The organism is uncultured Roseobacter sp. (assembly GCF_947495275.1).
In the GTDB taxonomy this organism is placed as follows: domain Bacteria; phylum Pseudomonadota; class Alphaproteobacteria; order Rhodobacterales; family Rhodobacteraceae; genus Roseobacter.
In genome coordinates this window covers 84,724-100,417 of sequence record NZ_CANLYL010000009.1, presented here as the reverse complement: position 1 = coordinate 100,417, position 15,694 = coordinate 84,724, and the positions used below count along the sequence as shown (strand labels likewise).

Genomic DNA, 15,694 nt, shown 5'->3' with positions numbered 1-15,694 from the left:
CTTATGTAAACCTGATCTGCGCGAAACGGAAAGTATCAATCTAGTGCGCTGGTGCTGCAACGGCATCCAGAAGACTGCGCCCGCCATCTACGGTGATGATCTCGCCCGTCATGAAGCCCGACCCTTCCGCGGCCAGAAACTGGACCGCGTCAGCCAGTTCAGAAGGGCCCGCAATTCGGCCCAGCGGCGTGTGGCTGCGAATGTCATCTCGCCACTCACTGTTCTCAACAACCGAGGACTTGAGCGAAGCACTCATGACCGATCCGAAAGCAACTGCATTCACGCGAATGCGTTCGGGTGCCAGTGCAAGAGCCATCGAACGGGTCATCTGTTCCAGTGCTGCCGATGCAATGGAATACCCCATGAGTTCTGGCCGTGTGTTGCGGGCAGCAATCGAGCTGAGGTTAATGATCGACCCCACCTGCCCCTCCGGTTGGTCAGCCCCCTGCTTGATCATACGTCGGGCCACCTGCTGCGTGAGGTGAAGCGACGTCATGAGGTTCTGCTCCAACAGAACCGCGACCGAATTGTCTTCCACATCCAGGGCATCTGTCGCCATGACTTGACGCGAGGCATTGACCAAGATGTCCACCCGCTCGAATGCATCAATTGTCGCAGAGACGAGATTGGCAATCGTCAGCCGCTGCCGCAGATCACCGGCAAAGTAGCGCAGATTGCCATCATCGGACTGTTCGCCCCATTCCGAGGCGAGCTTCTTTTCATCCATGTCGGCACACATGACATTGGCCCCACGATCCGCAAACTGACGCGATATGGCCAGACCGATCCCGTTTGCTGCACCGGTGACAATCGCCGTCTTGCCGTTGATCGAAAATGACATGGAATCCCTTTCTCACGGTAACCCAGTCTAAACCGGTTCACGTTCTCTTGCGAAGTGGTCTGCTTGCATGAAACAGTTTGAAGCGTGTATCCGCTCCGGATTCTGTGACCTGTGCAAAACACTTTTGCAAGGTGGTCTCATAGGGCAGATGGCGGTTTGCCACCATCCAAAGATGCCCCCGAGGGTGGAGAAGTCTGGCAGCGGACTGGACGAAGGCTTGACCGAGAGCCGGGTCTGCGGCCCGACCCGTATGAAAGGGCGGGTTCATGACCACCGTATCCATCTTGGTTTCCGGCGCCCAATGGGTCGCATCCTCCCAATGAAAAGACGCGCGCGCGTCAGTTACATTGTGCCGCGCGCACTCCAAGGCAATATGACCTGCCTCGACCAGGTGCACGTGCTCGACCGTTGGTCGGGTCAGGATATGCGCCGATAAATACCCCCAGCCAGCCCCCAGATCGGCAACGCGTTTGCCCATGTCTTCTGGCAAAGCAGACGCCAGCAACGCGGATGCAGGGTCCACGGCATCGGCGGAAAAGACCCCAGGCGCCGTCCAGAAACCACCCGTCGTCAACGCAGGCCCAGCCTCCCAATCCCGAAACGCTTCAGGCTCCGGGTTGGCCGTCCAGAACAGTTTGCCATGTGCCTTGGAGATGGGATTGCTTACGCCCGCCCGCTTGCGTAGGTCCTTGAGAATACTATCGACACCATCCGTCTTTTGACCATCGACGACAATCGGACCATCGGTGCGCGACATGGCACTGGCTATCAAAGCACGCGCTTCGGATTTCGCGCGCGGCAAGCAAACCAGAGCAGCCGAATAACGCCCCTCCAATTGAACTGAACAGCGATATCCCCGCGCAGTCCATGCATCATAAGTGGGTCTGAAGCCCTCGATTATCTCGATACGATCTATTGGCACACCAGAGAGAATCGCATCCGCTCGGGGCTGAACGACGGCGATACGGCCCTCATTCGGCCACGCCAAGCCGCCCCCTTTGAGGGCCAATTGCAGTCGGGCATCGATCACGATGCTATTCTTCTTTTTCCATTGTGCATTGCAAAGGGTGCTGATGCCGACGCGCAAAATCCATGACCTGCGCGACCTTCGTCTCTGCAATTTCATGGCTAAAGACACCCACCACGGCAACGCCTTTTTTATGCACCGTCAGCATGATTTCAAAAGCCTGTGCGTGGTTGAGACCAAAAAACCGCTCAAGAACATGCACGACGAACTCCATCGGCGTGAAGTCGTCGTTAAGCAACAAGACTTTGTAAAGCGGCGGGCGCTTGGTCTTGGGCTTGGTCGCGGTCAGAACAGAGGTGTCACCATCATCTTCTGAACGGCCTGCCATGATGAATGCGTCGCGGTGCATTTCTGCTCCTGATCTGCTTTTGGCCATGGTGAGTCGTTGAACGCTCTATATAAACTGTCTGAGCATTTAGGAAAGGGGTCGGGCGACATGGTTAAGACACTCACCACAGTAGCCTTCGATGCAGACGATACGCTCTGGCACAATGAACGCATCTTTCAAATGACGCAGGCCCATTTTGCGGACCTATTGGCGGAGTTCACCGATCATCAGACGCTCATGTCACGACTACTTGCCGCGGAAAAACGGAACCTTGGGCATTATGGGTTCGGGGTCAAAGGGTTTACCCTGTCCATGATTGAAACCGCAATCGACGTGACGGACGGCAGGGTGGCCACAAAGGTCATTGCCGAGATCATGGAGGCCGGGCGGGAGATGCTGCGCCATCCTGTTGATCTTCTGCCACATGCGCGGGAAGCCGTTGAAACGGTTTGCCAGACCCACAGGATACTTCTGATCACAAAGGGGGATTTGCTGGATCAGGAGCGCAAACTGGCGCAATCGGGGCTTGGGGATTACTTTGATGCCGTTGAGATCGTCTCGGACAAAAACCCCCAAATCTATCATGACATATTCAAACAACATGGGGACGGAACCAACCGGGGTCTCATGGTTGGAAACTCCATGAAGTCTGATGTCCTTCCCATGATAGACGCTGGTGGCTGGGGCGTTTTCGTGCCCCATGGACATGAATGGGAACTGGAAAAAGCAGCACCACCGCAAGACGATGAACGGTATCGGTCGCTGCCCGACCTCGGGCACTTCGCCCAACTCATCGAAAACATCGAAAACTCCTGAGAATCTCTCTCTGAAACAGGCCACCCAAGATGAAGTTCACCGCCGGGGCAACTGCCACATTTCTGACAAAATCGATTTTATGGGCCTATTGCGGGGCGCATCCGCAAGATGTGGGTCAGGCTTCATCGAAAGTTAACGCAAATACTTTAAAACAAAGACTTTATTGAAACCTAATGCTGTGGTAGTCTCCCACACATAAAACAGCCAGTCGGACAAATCGGCGGCATGAGGCAGAAAAAAGGCAGGTTATCATGAAGGTTCGGCGCGCAGTGCCGGCCCGTTACGGGCTATTTCTCCTTGCAGCTTTCTGGATGCTGGTGGTTCTGCCACTGAGTGCCGCCGCTGCTCCTTATGCAGCGCTTGTCATGGACGCCCGAACGGGCAAGGTTCTGCATTCGCGAAATGCCGATACGCGCCTGCATCCAGCTTCATTGACGAAGATGATGACGCTTTACGTCGCTTTCGAAGCTGTGGAACGCGGCGAAATTTCCTTGGATACCAAGGTGAAAATCTCACGCCACGCCGCCTCGGAGCCCCCATCGAAACTCGGGCTGAAATCAGGTCAGCGTATTGCCTTTCGCTATCTGATCCGCGCCGCTGCTGTGAAATCGGCCAATGACGCCGCAACGGCCATTGGCGAGGCGTTGGAAGGCTCGGAAGCTGCTTTTGCACGCCGTATGAACCGCACAGCGAAAGCGCTGGGTATGAGCCGTACAACATTCCGAAATGCCCATGGTTTGACGGAAAAGGGCCACCTGTCCACCGCGCGAGACATGTCCATTCTGGGCCGTCATGTGCTTTACGACTACCCAGAGTATTACAACCTCTTTTCTCGTCGCTCGACAAATGCCGGGGTTCGTGAAGTGGCCAATACGAACCGCCGCCTTTTGGCGGCATATCGTGGCGCTGATGGAATCAAGACAGGATACACGCGCGCCGCCGGTTTCAATCTGGTCGCCTCCGCGGAGCGCGGCAGCGAAAGGGTTATCGCGACTGTGTTTGGCGGCACCTCCACAAGCGCGCGGAACGCCCGTGTGGCAGAGTTGTTGGACATGGGTTTCAAACGCTCGCCCACACGCGCCACTTTGAAAAAACCCTCCCGGCCCGTCTATACCGGTGGTGGCGCTGGCAAAACAGTGCGCGTCAGCGGCCTTACAAAAATCAGCAAACGACCAAGGCTCCGCCCGGTTGATGCGACCACAATACCGGAAAACGCACTTGCTGCTGTCGAAACGCCCGCGGCTTCTCAGGCAAGCACAAGCGGTGTTCTTTCCGCCGACATTACTTCGGCCCTGATTGAAGCACAAAAAACACCGATTGAGGCAACCCCTGCACCAACGCAGGTGCCCAACAACAGCCTGGCTGCGGTAACGCCCCGCCCGGTCATGCGACCAGCCAGCCTGCTGGGAGTTGTTCAGCCGGCACCGATCGAGGAGAACGAAGTCGTTACACGGATGTCTACATCTGGAGGGCATCAGTGGGGCGTGAACGTTGGGCGATACCCAAGTCGCTACAAGGCCGAACGTGCATTGGTCACCACGGCGCTCGCTGAAATGGCCACGCTGGATGGTACGCTGCGCAAGGTCGTTAAAAAACCGACAGGCTTCGATGCCAATTTCCTGGGTATGACGCGCGACAGTGCAGATCTCGCCTGCCGTCGCCTGGCTGCACGGAATATCAGTTGTCTGATGGTCGGGCCATCCTGAAACAGCCCTTACTGCTTGGGACGATCATCCCAAGTGTCGCTCAGAATCCGCCGACTGTCACCGTCAGGATCGTCATATTGGCGGCTTCTCAAGGTGTAGATGAACGCTAGCAATCCGATCCCGCCGAGAAAAAGCGAGATCGGGATCAAATACGCCAGCACATTCATCTGCGCCCCCTGACACGCAATGCGTTCAGTGAAACCGAAATGGAGGACGCGGACATGGCCAGTGCCGCAATCAGCGGTGTCGCCATTCCCGCGACTGCAAGGGGTATCGCAATGACATTGTACAGCGTCGCGATCCGGAAGTTCTCCTTTATGCGCTGGGTTGCATTTTGCGCAACCGACACGGCTTCTGCAATGGGTGCGAGGTCATTGCCCAGCAAAACAATATCGGATGCAGCCCGCGCTGCATCCAGAGCCTGGGCCGGGCTGATCGAGACGTGAGCCGCCGCTAATGCCGCCGTATCATTCAAGCCATCTCCGACCATCAGGACTTTTCGGCCATTTTCACCCATGGCGCGCACCAAACCTTCCTTGTCGACCGGTAACAGCTCGGCTTGCCAATCGGAAATATTCATATTCCGGGCGAAGCTTTTGACGACGGGAGTTCGATCACCAGACAACAGGATAACATTAATCCCCATGTCACTGAGACCTTTGATCGAGGGTCTCGCAGCGGGCCGTTCGCTATCTTCGAATTTCAACACAAAAGGGCGTCCGTCACCGCAGTCAAATGCCGCGCAAAGCCCGTCAAAATCTGAAACGGCTCCAACCCATTCCAGGCGACCAAGTTTCGACAACCTGCCATTCATCGTCGCCGAGGTGCCAAAGCCCGGCAGCTCGCGGAGGTCACCTACCGGCGCTGGCTCAAGTTTCGCCCTCTCAGCCGCGTCAACAATCGCCCGCGACAGAGGATGCTCTGATCCGCGCGCCAAAGCATAGACCAGCCTTTGCTGGCAAACGGTCAGGTCACCCCAGTTCATCAGCGCCGGGTGACCGGTTGTCAAAGTACCGGTTTTGTCAAAAACGACTGTGTCGACTTCTGCCAGCCGTTCCAGAGCGGTGGCATTCTTGATAAGAAGGCCCTTGCCAAAAAGCCGCCCGGAAGCCGCTGTTGTGACAGCCGGCACAGCAAGCCCGAGGGCACAGGGGCATGTAATAATCAGAACCGCAGCGGCGATGTTCAGCGAAACGCGAAGATCTCCCGACCAGATCAACCAGCCGAGGAAGGCCAGAGCTGACAGAATGTGCACCCCCGGCGCGTAGAGTTTCGCAGCGCGGTCCGCAAGAGAGGTGTATCGAGACCGCCCCCCTTCGGCGATGGCCACCAATGCCGCCATCCGTTGCAACGAGGTGTCTTGACCGACCGCCGTGGCGCGCAGGACCAAAAGGCCTGTCAGGTTGACTTCCCCTGCGCCCATCTCGTCACCGGGTCGTCTGGGCACTGGCACTGTTTCACCGGTCAACATGGATCTGTCTACTTCAGAGTGCCCTTCGAGGACTATGCCGTCTGCCGGCGCGCGCGCGCCGGGATGCACCAACACGTGATCGCCCACGCACAAGGTTGCAACGGGCACTTCAACGGGTTTGCCACCTTCGATTTTCCATGCACGCGGCACTTCAAGCGCCGTAAGCTCTTCGGCAGCTGAGCGGGCAGCGGAACGCGCCCGCGCATCCAACCAACGCCCTGCTAGCAGGAAGAAAGTAAGCGTGAGAGCCGCATCAAAATAGGCGTGATGTCCCGAAAGCCACGTCTCCCAAAGAGAGGTCGCCAAAGCCAGAAGGATGGCAAGACTGATCGGGACATCCATGTTCAATCGACCCGCGCGCAGAGCGCTCCATGCATTGCGAAAAAATGGCTGTGCGGAAAAGGCAATTGCAGGCAGTGCGATGGCGGCAGAGACCCAGTGAAACAGATCGCGTGTGGCATCGGCCGCTCCGGACCACACCGCGACGGACAAAAGCATGACGTTCATGGAAGCAAAGCCCGCGACGGCCAAGCGCATCAACAAATCACGGCCCGCCGTATTCGTGGCGGTTTCATTCAGCGCGTTGGGATCAAGCTCGTAGGCTTCAAATCCGGAGGCGTCCAAAAGCGCAATCAACTCCGGCGCCGTGACATCAGGTTCGGCATCAATCAGCGCGCGTTTGAGCGTCAGATTTACCCGCGCGGACCGAACCTTTGCATGCGCGCTCAGCGCTCTTTCAACCGAAGCGATACAGTTCTGACAATGGATTGTCGGCAATGACAGAACCAGCTTTGCATCCTGGGCAGGCAGTTCCATCTCTCGCGGAGGCATCGCCACACACCCCGGACAAGCGACCGGCGTATTCGTCTGAACGCTCGTCACTTGTCCGCCTTGGGCACATGCAGAGGCACACGTTGCCGAAAGGCTGTGCCATCGTCAGCAATCGCCACCATCCGAAGGTTCCAATTGCCCTCCGCCAGCGTTACCGAAGCTACATAATTCCGCCCGTCAAAAACAAAGGCCGGTTTTTGATCATCACGCACATGTGTCGCTCGACCCAGTGTTGTTTCCAGGGACTTGACCTTGATCGGATCACCCTTTTCATCGGTGATCGACAGTATGACATCGGTTTCCTCAGCTTTTAGGGCAACCGACCACCCAAGTTTTGTCTGCGCATCGCGATCGCGATCAAATTGCTGGCTGGCCACGTATGAATTCTTGACTTCCAACCCGGGAAAGGTGGCAATCGCGCTATAGGCCAACAGCAAATTGACACCGATAATGATTGCAAATCCGGACACAAAAATGATGGCGACGTGGCGGCCCGTCAGCCGTTTTGTTGCGGGTGTCATTGCACGTCTCCTTTTCCGGTAAAGCTGCTGTCTCTGTAAGCCCGGTCACCATTGGACAAATCTTCCACCCAGAACCGCAGATCCGTACGCGCGCCATTGGCCGGATCTGAACCGGGAGGCGCAATCACGTAAACCCGTTGGAGATGTGACGTATCTGCCGCGACGGGCACCGAAGCATAGGGCGTCCCTTCAAGCTGGATGCGCAGCGCGGGGTCGCCCAGCGCAAAGATGCGGAACAGGCGTTCGTCGTTGTTCTTGTTGCGCAAACGGATGTCATAGGTGTTGCGGATCGAGCCGTCAGAGAGCGTCACGAAGGTTGGATTCCGCACAGGCGCCACGGTCATTTCAATATCAGCCCGAATAAAGAGCGCGATGATCAGAGCCACACCAACCCCACCCCAAAGGGCGGTATAAAGCATGGTGCGAGGCCGGAAAATATGCCGCCAGGTCGGGCGCGGCGCATTGCCTTCGCGCTCAAGCGTTTCGTCCGACAACGCAATGTAGTCAATCAATCCCCGAGGCTTGCCAATGCGTTCCATCACGTCATCACAGGCGTCAATGCAGAGCGCGCAGGTAATGCACTCCATCTGCTGCCCGTCGCGGATGTCGATCCCCATGGGGCACACGTTGACACAGGCCATGCAGTCAATACAGTCGCCCATCGGCTCGGTTTTTGCTTCCTGACTGTGCTTGCGCGGCTCGCCCCGCCAGTCACGGTAAGCCACGGTCAAGGTGTCTTCGTCCATCATGGCGGCCTGAATGCGCGGCCAGGGACAGGCATAGATGCAGATTTGTTCACGCATGAAACCGCCGAAGACAAAGGTTGTTGCGGTCAGAAACGCCGCGGTGCCATAGGCCACCGAATGCGCCTGACCGGTGAAAAGATCGACCATCAGCGTGGGTGCATCGGCAAAATAAAAGACCCAGGCCCCGCCGGTGGCCACCGCGATCAGCAGCCACAGCAGCCATTTCGTCAGTCGCAGCCGCAACTTGCGCGCGTCCATTTTCTTTTGCCGGTGCAATCTCAGGCGCGCATTGCGATCCCCTTCGACCCAGCGTTCCACCAGGATGAAGAGATCGGTCCAAACAGTTTGCGGGCAGGCATAACCGCACCAGACCCGCCCCAGTGCCGAGGTGAACAAAAACAATCCCAACCCGGCCATGATCAGCAGGCCGGCGACAAAATAGAATTCGTGGCTCCAGATCTCGATCCAGAAGAAGTAGAATCGTCGGTTGGCCAGATCGAGCAGTACGGCCTGATCCGGCAAGCTCGGGCCCCTATCCCATCTGATCCACGGAACAAGGTAATAGATGCCCAGTGTGACCGCGAGGATCACCCATTTGAGATTTCGGAACGCGCCCGACACACGGCGCGGGAAAATCGGTTCACGCGCGGCATAGAGGCTGGGAGGCGGTGCTTGATCGGTCACGGCGGTCCTTGCAAGTTGGGTCCGGCGCTGTTGGACAACAGCACCTTACCACAAAAGTGTAGCCAGCGGAGTTATTCGCCCCCGCCCAACTGGTGCACGTAGAGCGACACCGCCCTGATCTGTGCCTCGGTCAACCGTTGGGTCCAAGGTGGCATGACGCCATAGCGGCTATAGGTCACAGTTTCAGTCAGCGTTTCAGCATCACCTCCGTAAAGCCAAATCGCGTCGGAAAGATTCGGGGCACCCTGTTCGCGGTCACCCATACCATTTTCACCATGGCAAGCTGAACAATTGTCAGCAAAAACCTCCGCGCCCGGGCCAGCCAGAGCTGGATCAGCCTCGGCACCTGACAGCTCAAGCACATAGTTGACGACCTGCGCGATTTCCTCTTCCTCCAGTATTTCTCCGAAAGCGGGCATCTCTGAATAGCGCGCATCGTCATCCTCTTCATTGCGGATACCGTGCGAAATTGTTGTGTGGATCGCTTCGATATCCCCCCCCCAGAGCCAATCGTCATCCAGCAGGTTTGGGTATCCTTTGAACCCCGCTGCGCCGGAACCGTGGCATTGCGCGCACCAGGTCCGGAAAACTGCGGCACCTGCTGAAACCGCGTAGCCGTTCAGCGTGGCATCGCTCGCGATTTCGGTCAACTCAGTGGAGGCAAGTTGCACATTGATGCCCGCGTTGGCTTCTTCTACCGCGGCGATTTCTGCCGCGACCTCAGCGCGCGTGGAATAGCCCAGCAACCCCGCCGTCGCCGAGGACACAAGCGGCCACGCGGGATAGGCAATGGTGTAAATCACACCCCAGAGAATGGTTGCGTAAAATGTCCACAGCCACCAGCGCGGCATCGGATTGTCGAATTCCTCGATCCCGTCCCAACTATGGCCGGTGGTATTGGGATCGCCCTCTTGCTTCGGGGGTATCTTGCTCATTTCGGTGCCTCCTGATCTGGGGCCGGTCTGTCTTCATGTCGGAAAGGGATGTTGGCGGTGTCTTGATGAACTTTGCGGCTGCCCGGGCGGAAGACCCAGAACACCATGCCGACAAAGACGCCAAACAGTAAAAGCAGCATCCAGCTATCCGCGAATTCGCGCAGGAAAGAATAGGTTTCCACGTCTCTCTCCCTACCGGTTTGCGTCTGGGGTGAACGTCGAGAAATCGACCAATGTGCCCAGCATCTGCAGATAGGCGATCAGCGCATCCGCCTCTGAAATACCCGGCTGGCCATCGAAGTTGCGCACCTGCGCACCGGGATAGCGTTCGAGCATATCATCGTAGTCGCTGTCTGGATCAGCCTGCGCCCGGAAATCTGCCGCCGCCGCTTCGATCATCTCATCGGTATAAGGCACCCCGACAATCGCGTGCGTTTTCAGCAGGTCCTCGATGTGCTCGCTTTCCAGCAGCGTGCGCTCCAGGAACCCGTATTTCGGCATGATCGATTCCGGCACAACCGATTGCGGGTCACGCAGGTGATCAAGGTGCCAGTCATCCGAATACCGCCCGCCGACACGCGCCAGATCCGGCCCGGTACGTTTCGAGCCCCACTGGTGCGGGTGGTCATACATGGATTCGGCGGCCAGCGAGTAGTGACCGTAACGCTCCACCTCGTCGCGCATCGGGCGGATCATCTGGCTATGACAGACGTAGCAGCCTTCGCGGACGTATATGTCCCGACCGGTGAGTTCGAGAGGGGAATAGGGACGCATGCCCTCCACCTTTTCGATGGTATTTTCCAGATAGAAGAGCGGTACGATCTGCACCAGCCCCCCGATCGTGACCACCAGAAAGCTGAGGATCAGCAGAAGGGAGGCGTTGGTTTCGATGAACTTATGTTTTGACAGGATCGACATCTCGCCCCTCCTTATTCAGCGGGGACGGCTGTGCCGAGAGCGGCCTTGGCAGGCGCAGCTCGAACAGTCATCCATAGGTTATAGCACATGATCACCGCACCGGAGAGAAACAGGACGCCCCCCAGCCCGCGCACCACATACATCGGGAACTTGGCGCTGACGGTGTCGGCAAAGCTGTTCACAAGGAAGCCGTTTGCATCGACTTCGCGCCACATCAGACCTTCCATGATGCCGGTCACCCACATGGATGCGGCGTAAAGCACGATGCCGATTGTGGCGAGCCAGAAGTGCCAGCTGACCAGCGACAGGGAATAGAGACGCTCGCGCTTCCAAAGCACCGGCACAAGATAGTAGAGCGCACCGAATGTGATCAGACCGTTCCAGCCCAGGGCACCGGAATGCACATGGCCAATGGTCCAGTCGGTGTAATGCGACAGCGAATTGACCGAACGGATCGACATCATCGGCCCCTCAAATGTAGACATGCCGTAGAAGGCCAGGCTGGTCACCATCATCCGCAGCACCGGGTCAGTGCGCAGCTTGTCCCAGGCGCCTTGCAGCGTCATCAGACCGTTGATCATACCGCCCCAGCTTGGCATCCAAAGGATGATCGAGAAAACCATGCCCAGAGTTGATGCCCAATCGGGCAGCGCTGTGTAGTGCAGATGGTGCGGACCCGCCCAGATGTAGAGGAAGATCAGCGCCCAGAAGTGGATGATCGACAGCTTGTAGGAGAACACGGGGCGTTCGGCCTGTTTGGGCACGAAGTAATACATCATGCCCAGAAAACCTGCGGTCAGGAAAAAGCCGACAGCGTTGTGGCCGTACCACCATTGCACCATCGCATCCTGCACGCCTGAGAAGACCTGCACCGATTTGCTGCCCCAGATGGAGACCGGGATGGAAATATTGTTGACGATATGCAGCATCGCAACAGTCACGATGAAGCCCAGAAAGAACCAGTTCGCCACGTAGATATGTGGCTCTTTACGCTTGACGATAGTGCCGAGGAAACAGGCCAGATAGGCGACCCAGACGATGGTCAGCCAGATATCCACGTACCATTCGGGTTCAGCGTATTCTTTTGATTGCGTACCGCCGAGCAGATAGCCCGTTGCAGCCAGAACAATGAAAAGCTGATACCCCCAAAAGACGAACCATCCCAGATTGCCGCCCCAGAGCCGCGCGGCGGATGTGCGTTGCACGACGAAAAAGGATGTGGCGATCAAAGCATTACCGCCAAAGGCAAAAATCACCGCCGATGTGTGCAGCGGTCGCAACCTGCCAAAGTTGGCATAGCCCTCCGCCCACTCGAAATTCAGGCTTGGGAACGCCAGTTGGAAAGCAATCACCACACCGACCAGAAACCCGACAACACCCCAGAACGCAGTGGCAATGACGCCCGCGCGCACCACGCTGTCAAAATATTCATTGGTCGGTATTGGCTTTATCGGTTCATCCGTTGCGCGCAGGGTCGTCAGAAACAGGCCTGCGCCCACGATCATGAAAATCACCATATGGACCTGATAGGCCAGATCACGCGCGTAACTTGCGGCAATCATCGCAAACAGCGTGGCAAGTGCCAGGACCACCAGCTTCACATAGTTCTGTGTTCCGGTATTCATTGCTCCGGGTTCCCTTCCGGTTGTCCACGCGCAAAGACACGCGGATGTTCGTGGTATGGCCGGGTTTTGCCCGGCAACGCACTGCGCCGCTTTGATCTGCATCAAGCGCAGCAGGCAATTTGGCTGACACTGATCAATGTCCGCACACGTAACGCGAGTATGATACCGAACATACCCGTTTGGAAAGGACTAGGATCATGTCTTACAAAACGATCTTCACCGCCATAACTTCGTTTGAGTCGAACAAGGCGGCTCTGGAGCAGGCAGCGGCCCTTGCGGAGTCTCATGACGCTCATCTTGAGGTTATGTGCCTTGGGGTCGATCGCTCACGCGCTAACTATTACGAGGCCGGTGCCAACGCCATCATCATGCAGGCAGCGATCGAAGAAGCGCACAACAAGGCTGAAGCCGTCCGTGTTCAGACGGCAGCGTGGTTGGAAAAAGCGACGCTGCGATGGAATGCCTCAAACGCAGTTGCCACTTTGGCAGATGCCGGGCGGCCCCTGACACGCACTGCCCGGTTCGCCGATCTCTGCGTGGTGCCACTTCCCTACCGCGACGACAGCCATGACGGGGACACGCTGATTCTTGAAACAATGCTCTTTGATGCCGCCTGCCCGACAATCGTGGTGCCCGATACCCAAGGACAAGCCATTCCGGAAAATGTGGTCATTGGGTGGAACGAAAGTTCAGAGGCATTGCGCGCGGTGCGATCCGCGATGCCAATATTGTCCGCCGCAAAGAGTGTGCACATCGCGATCATTGATCCGCCCGAGCACGCTGCCGACCGGTCCGATCCGGGCGGCGCGCTTGCGGTCATGCTGTCCCGTCACGGCGTGAATTGCGACATTCAGGTGATGTCTCGCGGTGGCGCGAAAGTCAGTGAAAGACTTCAGCGACACGTTACTGAAACCAACTCGCAGATGCTGGTGATGGGAGGATATGGTCATTCCCGGTTTCGCGAGGCGGTCCTGGGGGGCGCCACCCGGGAAATGCTGGAACATGCAAAAGCTCCGGTATTCATGGCCCACTAACGGGCTTCGGCGCGCGGTGGCGGCTCCGGGAAGTTCCTGTCAGATCAGGAAGCCGCCATCGCTATCATCACCGGCTTCCAAAAGCAGTTTATCCATGTCAGGGACGGTAATCCGGCGCTTTCCCGAAAGCGTGATTATCTGATCGCGTTTCAGAGCCGACATTTGTCTGCTGACGGTCTCAAGCGTCAATCCAAGGTAATCGGCCATGGCTTCCCGTGTCAGTGGTAGTTCGAACGTCAAGGCCTTGCCCGGGTTCGCAGTACCCAGCGCAGCGTCCCGGCGCGCAATGATCGACAACAGGCTGGCGATTTTTTCCCGCGCGGTTTTACGCCCAAGAACAAGCATCCACTCTCGCGCCGCATCCAACTCGTCCAGGGTCATTTCCAGCAGGCGGTGCGCCACATGCGGTGTGCTGTCGATCATCTGCTCGAATGGTTTGCGCCTAAAACAACACATCAACAGATCTGATGTTGCCGTAACAGTATAGGTCGCAATATTGCGACCCGGTCGCCCGACAAAGTCAGACGGCAACAGCAATCCGACCATCTGCGTGCGCCCGTCTTCCATGGTCTGCGTCAAGGAAGCCACACCCGAGACCACTGAGGCCACGAAATCCATCTGGTCTCCGGCCCACATCACATGCTGGCCGGCGCTGAAACTCCGGTAGTACTTGATGTCTTCCAACAACGCCAATTCATCGCTGTCGCATTTTGCGCAAACAGCGCGATGCCGAATAGGGCACTCCTCGCAGTTTTTGAAAGCAGGCGACACCATCTGTTGCAATTGCGCGATCCTTTTTTTGATCTGTATCAAGGTCAGTCGACACTTGGCACTTTAAGCCATCACCATGCCTATGACATCCAAATTAGCAAAGCTGGGGCTTTTTGACGCGATGGTCCCCCGCTACACAAGCTACCCGACAGCGCCTCAGTTCAAACCTGCGATAGGATCTGACCAGATGCAAGAATGGATCAGGTCCATCGCCCCGGACAGCCAGATATCGCTCTACCTGCACATACCCTTCTGCCGCAGGCTGTGCTGGTTCTGCGCCTGTAGAACCCAAGGCACGAAAACCCTGTCCCCCGTTGCAGGCTACCTGAATACCTTGAAGAAGGAAATTGCCTTGCTCGGGCGTTGCCTGCCCAGCGGTGTTCGGCTGAGCCGGATGCATTGGGGCGGGGGTACGCCAACGCTTCTGTCCGCGGAAATGATCCGCGATCTCGCTCAGGCGGTAGAGCACGTGGTGCCACTCGCGCCCGATGCGGAGTTTTCGGTCGAAATCGACCCCAACGAAATCGATGCGGAACGGGTCAGGGCGCTGGCCGATGTCGGCATGACGCGCGCCTCTATCGGCGTGCAGGATTTCGACCCCGAGGTGCAAACCACCATTGGCCGCATTCAGGGGTTTGGAATCACCCGGACGGCTGTGGAAATGCTGCGAGAATCAGGCATCACCTCGCTGAATGCTGACATCCTTTTCGGATTGCCCCACCAGGACGAAGCACGGATCGCCACATCGGTGCAGAAATTACTGACCCTCAACCCCGATCGCGTGGCACTTTTTGGGTACGCGCATGTGCCCTGGATGGCGCGGCGCCAGTCATTGATCCCCAGCGACGCATTGCCAGCACCGGAACACCGACTGCGCCTCTTTGAGACCGCGCGCAAACTTTTCGAGTGGGATGGATATCATCAGATCGGTATCGACCATTTCGCAACGCCCGAGGATCGATTGGCCATCGCTGCGAAAGCGGGCCAACTCAAACGAAATTTCCAAGGATATACCGATGACCCTGCAGACACGCTGGTTGGGCTTGGCGCGTCGGCGATTTCAAAATTCCCGCAGGGTTATGCCCAAAATGCCGCCGCAACCTCTGCTCATGTCAAAGCTATTGAGAGTGGCAGGTTTTCAACGGCCCGAGGGCATGTCTTTTCCGGTCAGGATACGCTTCGTGCCCGTATCATCGAAGCAATCATGTGCGATTTCGAAGTACAAACCTCCGATATCACGACCCGTTTCCCAAACAGCGAAGGACAGGTTACGCGCCTGATCAAAGATGCAGCGGAGCAGTTCGGCGATATCGTACAGGTCACAAAACGCGGTCTACGCATTCTGCCCGAGGGACAACCGCTGACGCGGATCATCGCGCGGCATTTCGACGCCTATGACATGTCTGGGGCCGGGCACGCCTCCGCGATCTGAAGGGAATT

16 protein-coding genes are annotated in these 15,694 nt (G+C 57.2%); 4 read left to right on the top strand and 12 right to left on the bottom strand.

Annotation, left to right across the window (positions count from 1 at the left end; translation table 11 throughout):
• Positions 1 to 40: 40 nt before the first annotated feature.
• The 3 genes from Q0802_RS16635 to clpS are packed head-to-tail and all read right to left on the bottom strand — an operon-like array spanning position 41 to position 2,217.
• Positions 41 to 841, bottom strand: a complete 801-nt coding sequence (locus Q0802_RS16635; protein ID WP_298920352.1) for an SDR family oxidoreductase — start codon at positions 839 to 841, stop codon at positions 41 to 43.
• Positions 842 to 878: 37 nt separating this feature from the next.
• Positions 879 to 1,871 (bottom strand): class I SAM-dependent methyltransferase, encoded by a 993-nt coding sequence (locus Q0802_RS16630; RefSeq protein ID WP_298920351.1) that lies wholly within the window; start codon positions 1,869 to 1,871, stop codon positions 879 to 881.
• 4 nt (positions 1,872 to 1,875) lie between these two features.
• Positions 1,876 to 2,217: an ATP-dependent Clp protease adapter ClpS gene (gene clpS / locus Q0802_RS16625; RefSeq protein ID WP_298920349.1), complete on the bottom strand. Its 342-nt coding sequence runs from the start codon at positions 2,215 to 2,217 to the stop codon at positions 1,876 to 1,878.
• Positions 2,218 to 2,304: 87 nt separating this feature from the next.
• Between clpS and Q0802_RS16620 the strand changes: the two genes are divergently transcribed.
• Positions 2,305 to 3,012 carry an HAD family hydrolase gene (locus Q0802_RS16620; RefSeq protein ID WP_298920347.1) on the top strand — a complete coding sequence of 236 codons (708 nt, stop codon included), beginning with the start codon at positions 2,305 to 2,307 and terminating at the stop codon, positions 3,010 to 3,012.
• A gap of 251 nt (positions 3,013 to 3,263) precedes the next feature.
• On the top strand, positions 3,264 to 4,718 hold the full coding sequence (locus tag Q0802_RS16615; protein WP_298920345.1) for a D-alanyl-D-alanine carboxypeptidase family protein: 1,455 nt from the start codon (positions 3,264 to 3,266) through the stop codon (positions 4,716 to 4,718).
• An 8-nt stretch (positions 4,719 to 4,726) separates the two neighbouring features.
• Here the strand turns inward: Q0802_RS16615 and ccoS are convergent, their stop codons facing one another.
• The 8 genes from ccoS to ccoN form a co-directional block, all read right to left on the bottom strand.
• Positions 4,727 to 4,885, bottom strand: coding sequence for a cbb3-type cytochrome oxidase assembly protein CcoS (gene ccoS / locus Q0802_RS16610; protein ID WP_298920343.1), 159 nt, complete (start codon positions 4,883 to 4,885; stop codon positions 4,727 to 4,729).
• Positions 4,882 to 7,020: a heavy metal translocating P-type ATPase gene (locus tag Q0802_RS16605; protein WP_298920548.1), complete on the bottom strand. Its 2,139-nt coding sequence runs from the start codon at positions 7,018 to 7,020 to the stop codon at positions 4,882 to 4,884. Before Q0802_RS16605 ends, ccoS begins: the two co-directional genes overlap by 4 nt.
• 47 nt (positions 7,021 to 7,067) lie before the next feature.
• Complete coding sequence (locus Q0802_RS16600) at positions 7,068 to 7,541, bottom strand: FixH family protein (protein ID WP_298920341.1); 474 nt, start codon at positions 7,539 to 7,541, stop codon at positions 7,068 to 7,070.
• On the bottom strand, positions 7,538 to 8,971 hold the full coding sequence (ccoG, locus tag Q0802_RS16595; RefSeq protein WP_298920338.1) for a cytochrome c oxidase accessory protein CcoG: 1,434 nt from the start codon (positions 8,969 to 8,971) through the stop codon (positions 7,538 to 7,540). Before ccoG ends, Q0802_RS16600 begins: the two co-directional genes overlap by 4 nt.
• A 71-nt stretch (positions 8,972 to 9,042) precedes the next feature.
• The gene (gene ccoP, locus Q0802_RS16590; RefSeq protein ID WP_298920335.1) at positions 9,043 to 9,906 is read right to left on the bottom strand and encodes a cytochrome-c oxidase, cbb3-type subunit III; all 864 of its coding nucleotides are present in this window, start codon (positions 9,904 to 9,906) and stop codon (positions 9,043 to 9,045) included.
• The gene (locus Q0802_RS16585) at positions 9,903 to 10,088 is read right to left on the bottom strand and encodes a cbb3-type cytochrome c oxidase subunit 3 (protein ID WP_298920333.1); all 186 of its coding nucleotides are present in this window, start codon (positions 10,086 to 10,088) and stop codon (positions 9,903 to 9,905) included. Before Q0802_RS16585 ends, ccoP begins: the two co-directional genes overlap by 4 nt.
• Before the next feature lie 10 nt (positions 10,089 to 10,098).
• Positions 10,099 to 10,824, bottom strand: coding sequence for a cytochrome-c oxidase, cbb3-type subunit II (gene ccoO, locus Q0802_RS16580; RefSeq protein WP_298920331.1), 726 nt, complete (start codon positions 10,822 to 10,824; stop codon positions 10,099 to 10,101).
• Between the two features lie 11 nt (positions 10,825 to 10,835).
• On the bottom strand, positions 10,836 to 12,449 hold the full coding sequence (gene ccoN / locus Q0802_RS16575; protein WP_298920329.1) for a cytochrome-c oxidase, cbb3-type subunit I: 1,614 nt from the start codon (positions 12,447 to 12,449) through the stop codon (positions 10,836 to 10,838).
• A 197-nt stretch (positions 12,450 to 12,646) separates the two neighbouring features.
• Here ccoN and Q0802_RS16570 point away from each other — a divergent pair, with 197 nt between their 5' ends.
• A complete protein-coding gene (locus Q0802_RS16570; protein ID WP_298920327.1) occupies positions 12,647 to 13,483 on the top strand; it encodes a universal stress protein in 837 nt (278 codons plus the stop codon).
• A gap of 39 nt (positions 13,484 to 13,522) precedes the next feature.
• Here Q0802_RS16570 and fnrL read toward each other — a convergent pair whose 3' ends face one another.
• Entirely contained in the window at positions 13,523 to 14,257 is a 735-nt protein-coding gene (gene fnrL / locus Q0802_RS16565) for a transcriptional regulator FnrL (RefSeq protein WP_298920547.1), read from the bottom strand.
• Positions 14,258 to 14,330: 73 nt separating this feature from the next.
• Here fnrL and hemN point away from each other — a divergent pair, with 73 nt between their 5' ends.
• Positions 14,331 to 15,686 (top strand): oxygen-independent coproporphyrinogen III oxidase, encoded by a 1,356-nt coding sequence (gene hemN, locus Q0802_RS16560; RefSeq protein WP_298920325.1) that lies wholly within the window; start codon positions 14,331 to 14,333, stop codon positions 15,684 to 15,686.
• Positions 15,687 to 15,694 lie beyond the last annotated feature (8 nt).

Coding starts and splice junctions, on each gene's coding strand:
- Q0802_RS16635 (WP_298920352.1), bottom strand. CDS start 841: ATGTCATTTTCGATCAACGGCAAGACGGCGATTGTCACCGGTGCAGCA.
- clpS (WP_298920349.1), bottom strand. CDS start 2,217: ATGCACCGCGACGCATTCATCATGGCAGGCCGTTCAGAAGATGATGGT.
- Q0802_RS16620 (WP_298920347.1), top strand. CDS start 2,305: ATGGTTAAGACACTCACCACAGTAGCCTTCGATGCAGACGATACGCTC.
- Q0802_RS16615 (WP_298920345.1), top strand. CDS start 3,264: ATGAAGGTTCGGCGCGCAGTGCCGGCCCGTTACGGGCTATTTCTCCTT.
- ccoS (WP_298920343.1), bottom strand. CDS start 4,885: ATGAATGTGCTGGCGTATTTGATCCCGATCTCGCTTTTTCTCGGCGGG.
- Q0802_RS16605 (WP_298920548.1), bottom strand. CDS start 7,020: ATGCCTCCGCGAGAGATGGAACTGCCTGCCCAGGATGCAAAGCTGGTT.
- Q0802_RS16600 (WP_298920341.1), bottom strand. CDS start 7,541: ATGACACCCGCAACAAAACGGCTGACGGGCCGCCACGTCGCCATCATT.
- ccoP (WP_298920335.1), bottom strand. CDS start 9,906: ATGAGCAAGATACCCCCGAAGCAAGAGGGCGATCCCAATACCACCGGC.
- ccoO (WP_298920331.1), bottom strand. CDS start 10,824: ATGTCGATCCTGTCAAAACATAAGTTCATCGAAACCAACGCCTCCCTT.
- ccoN (WP_298920329.1), bottom strand. CDS start 12,449: ATGAATACCGGAACACAGAACTATGTGAAGCTGGTGGTCCTGGCACTT.
- Q0802_RS16570 (WP_298920327.1), top strand. CDS start 12,647: ATGTCTTACAAAACGATCTTCACCGCCATAACTTCGTTTGAGTCGAAC.
- fnrL (WP_298920547.1), bottom strand. CDS start 14,257: ATGGTGTCGCCTGCTTTCAAAAACTGCGAGGAGTGCCCTATTCGGCAT.
- hemN (WP_298920325.1), top strand. CDS start 14,331: ATGCCTATGACATCCAAATTAGCAAAGCTGGGGCTTTTTGACGCGATG.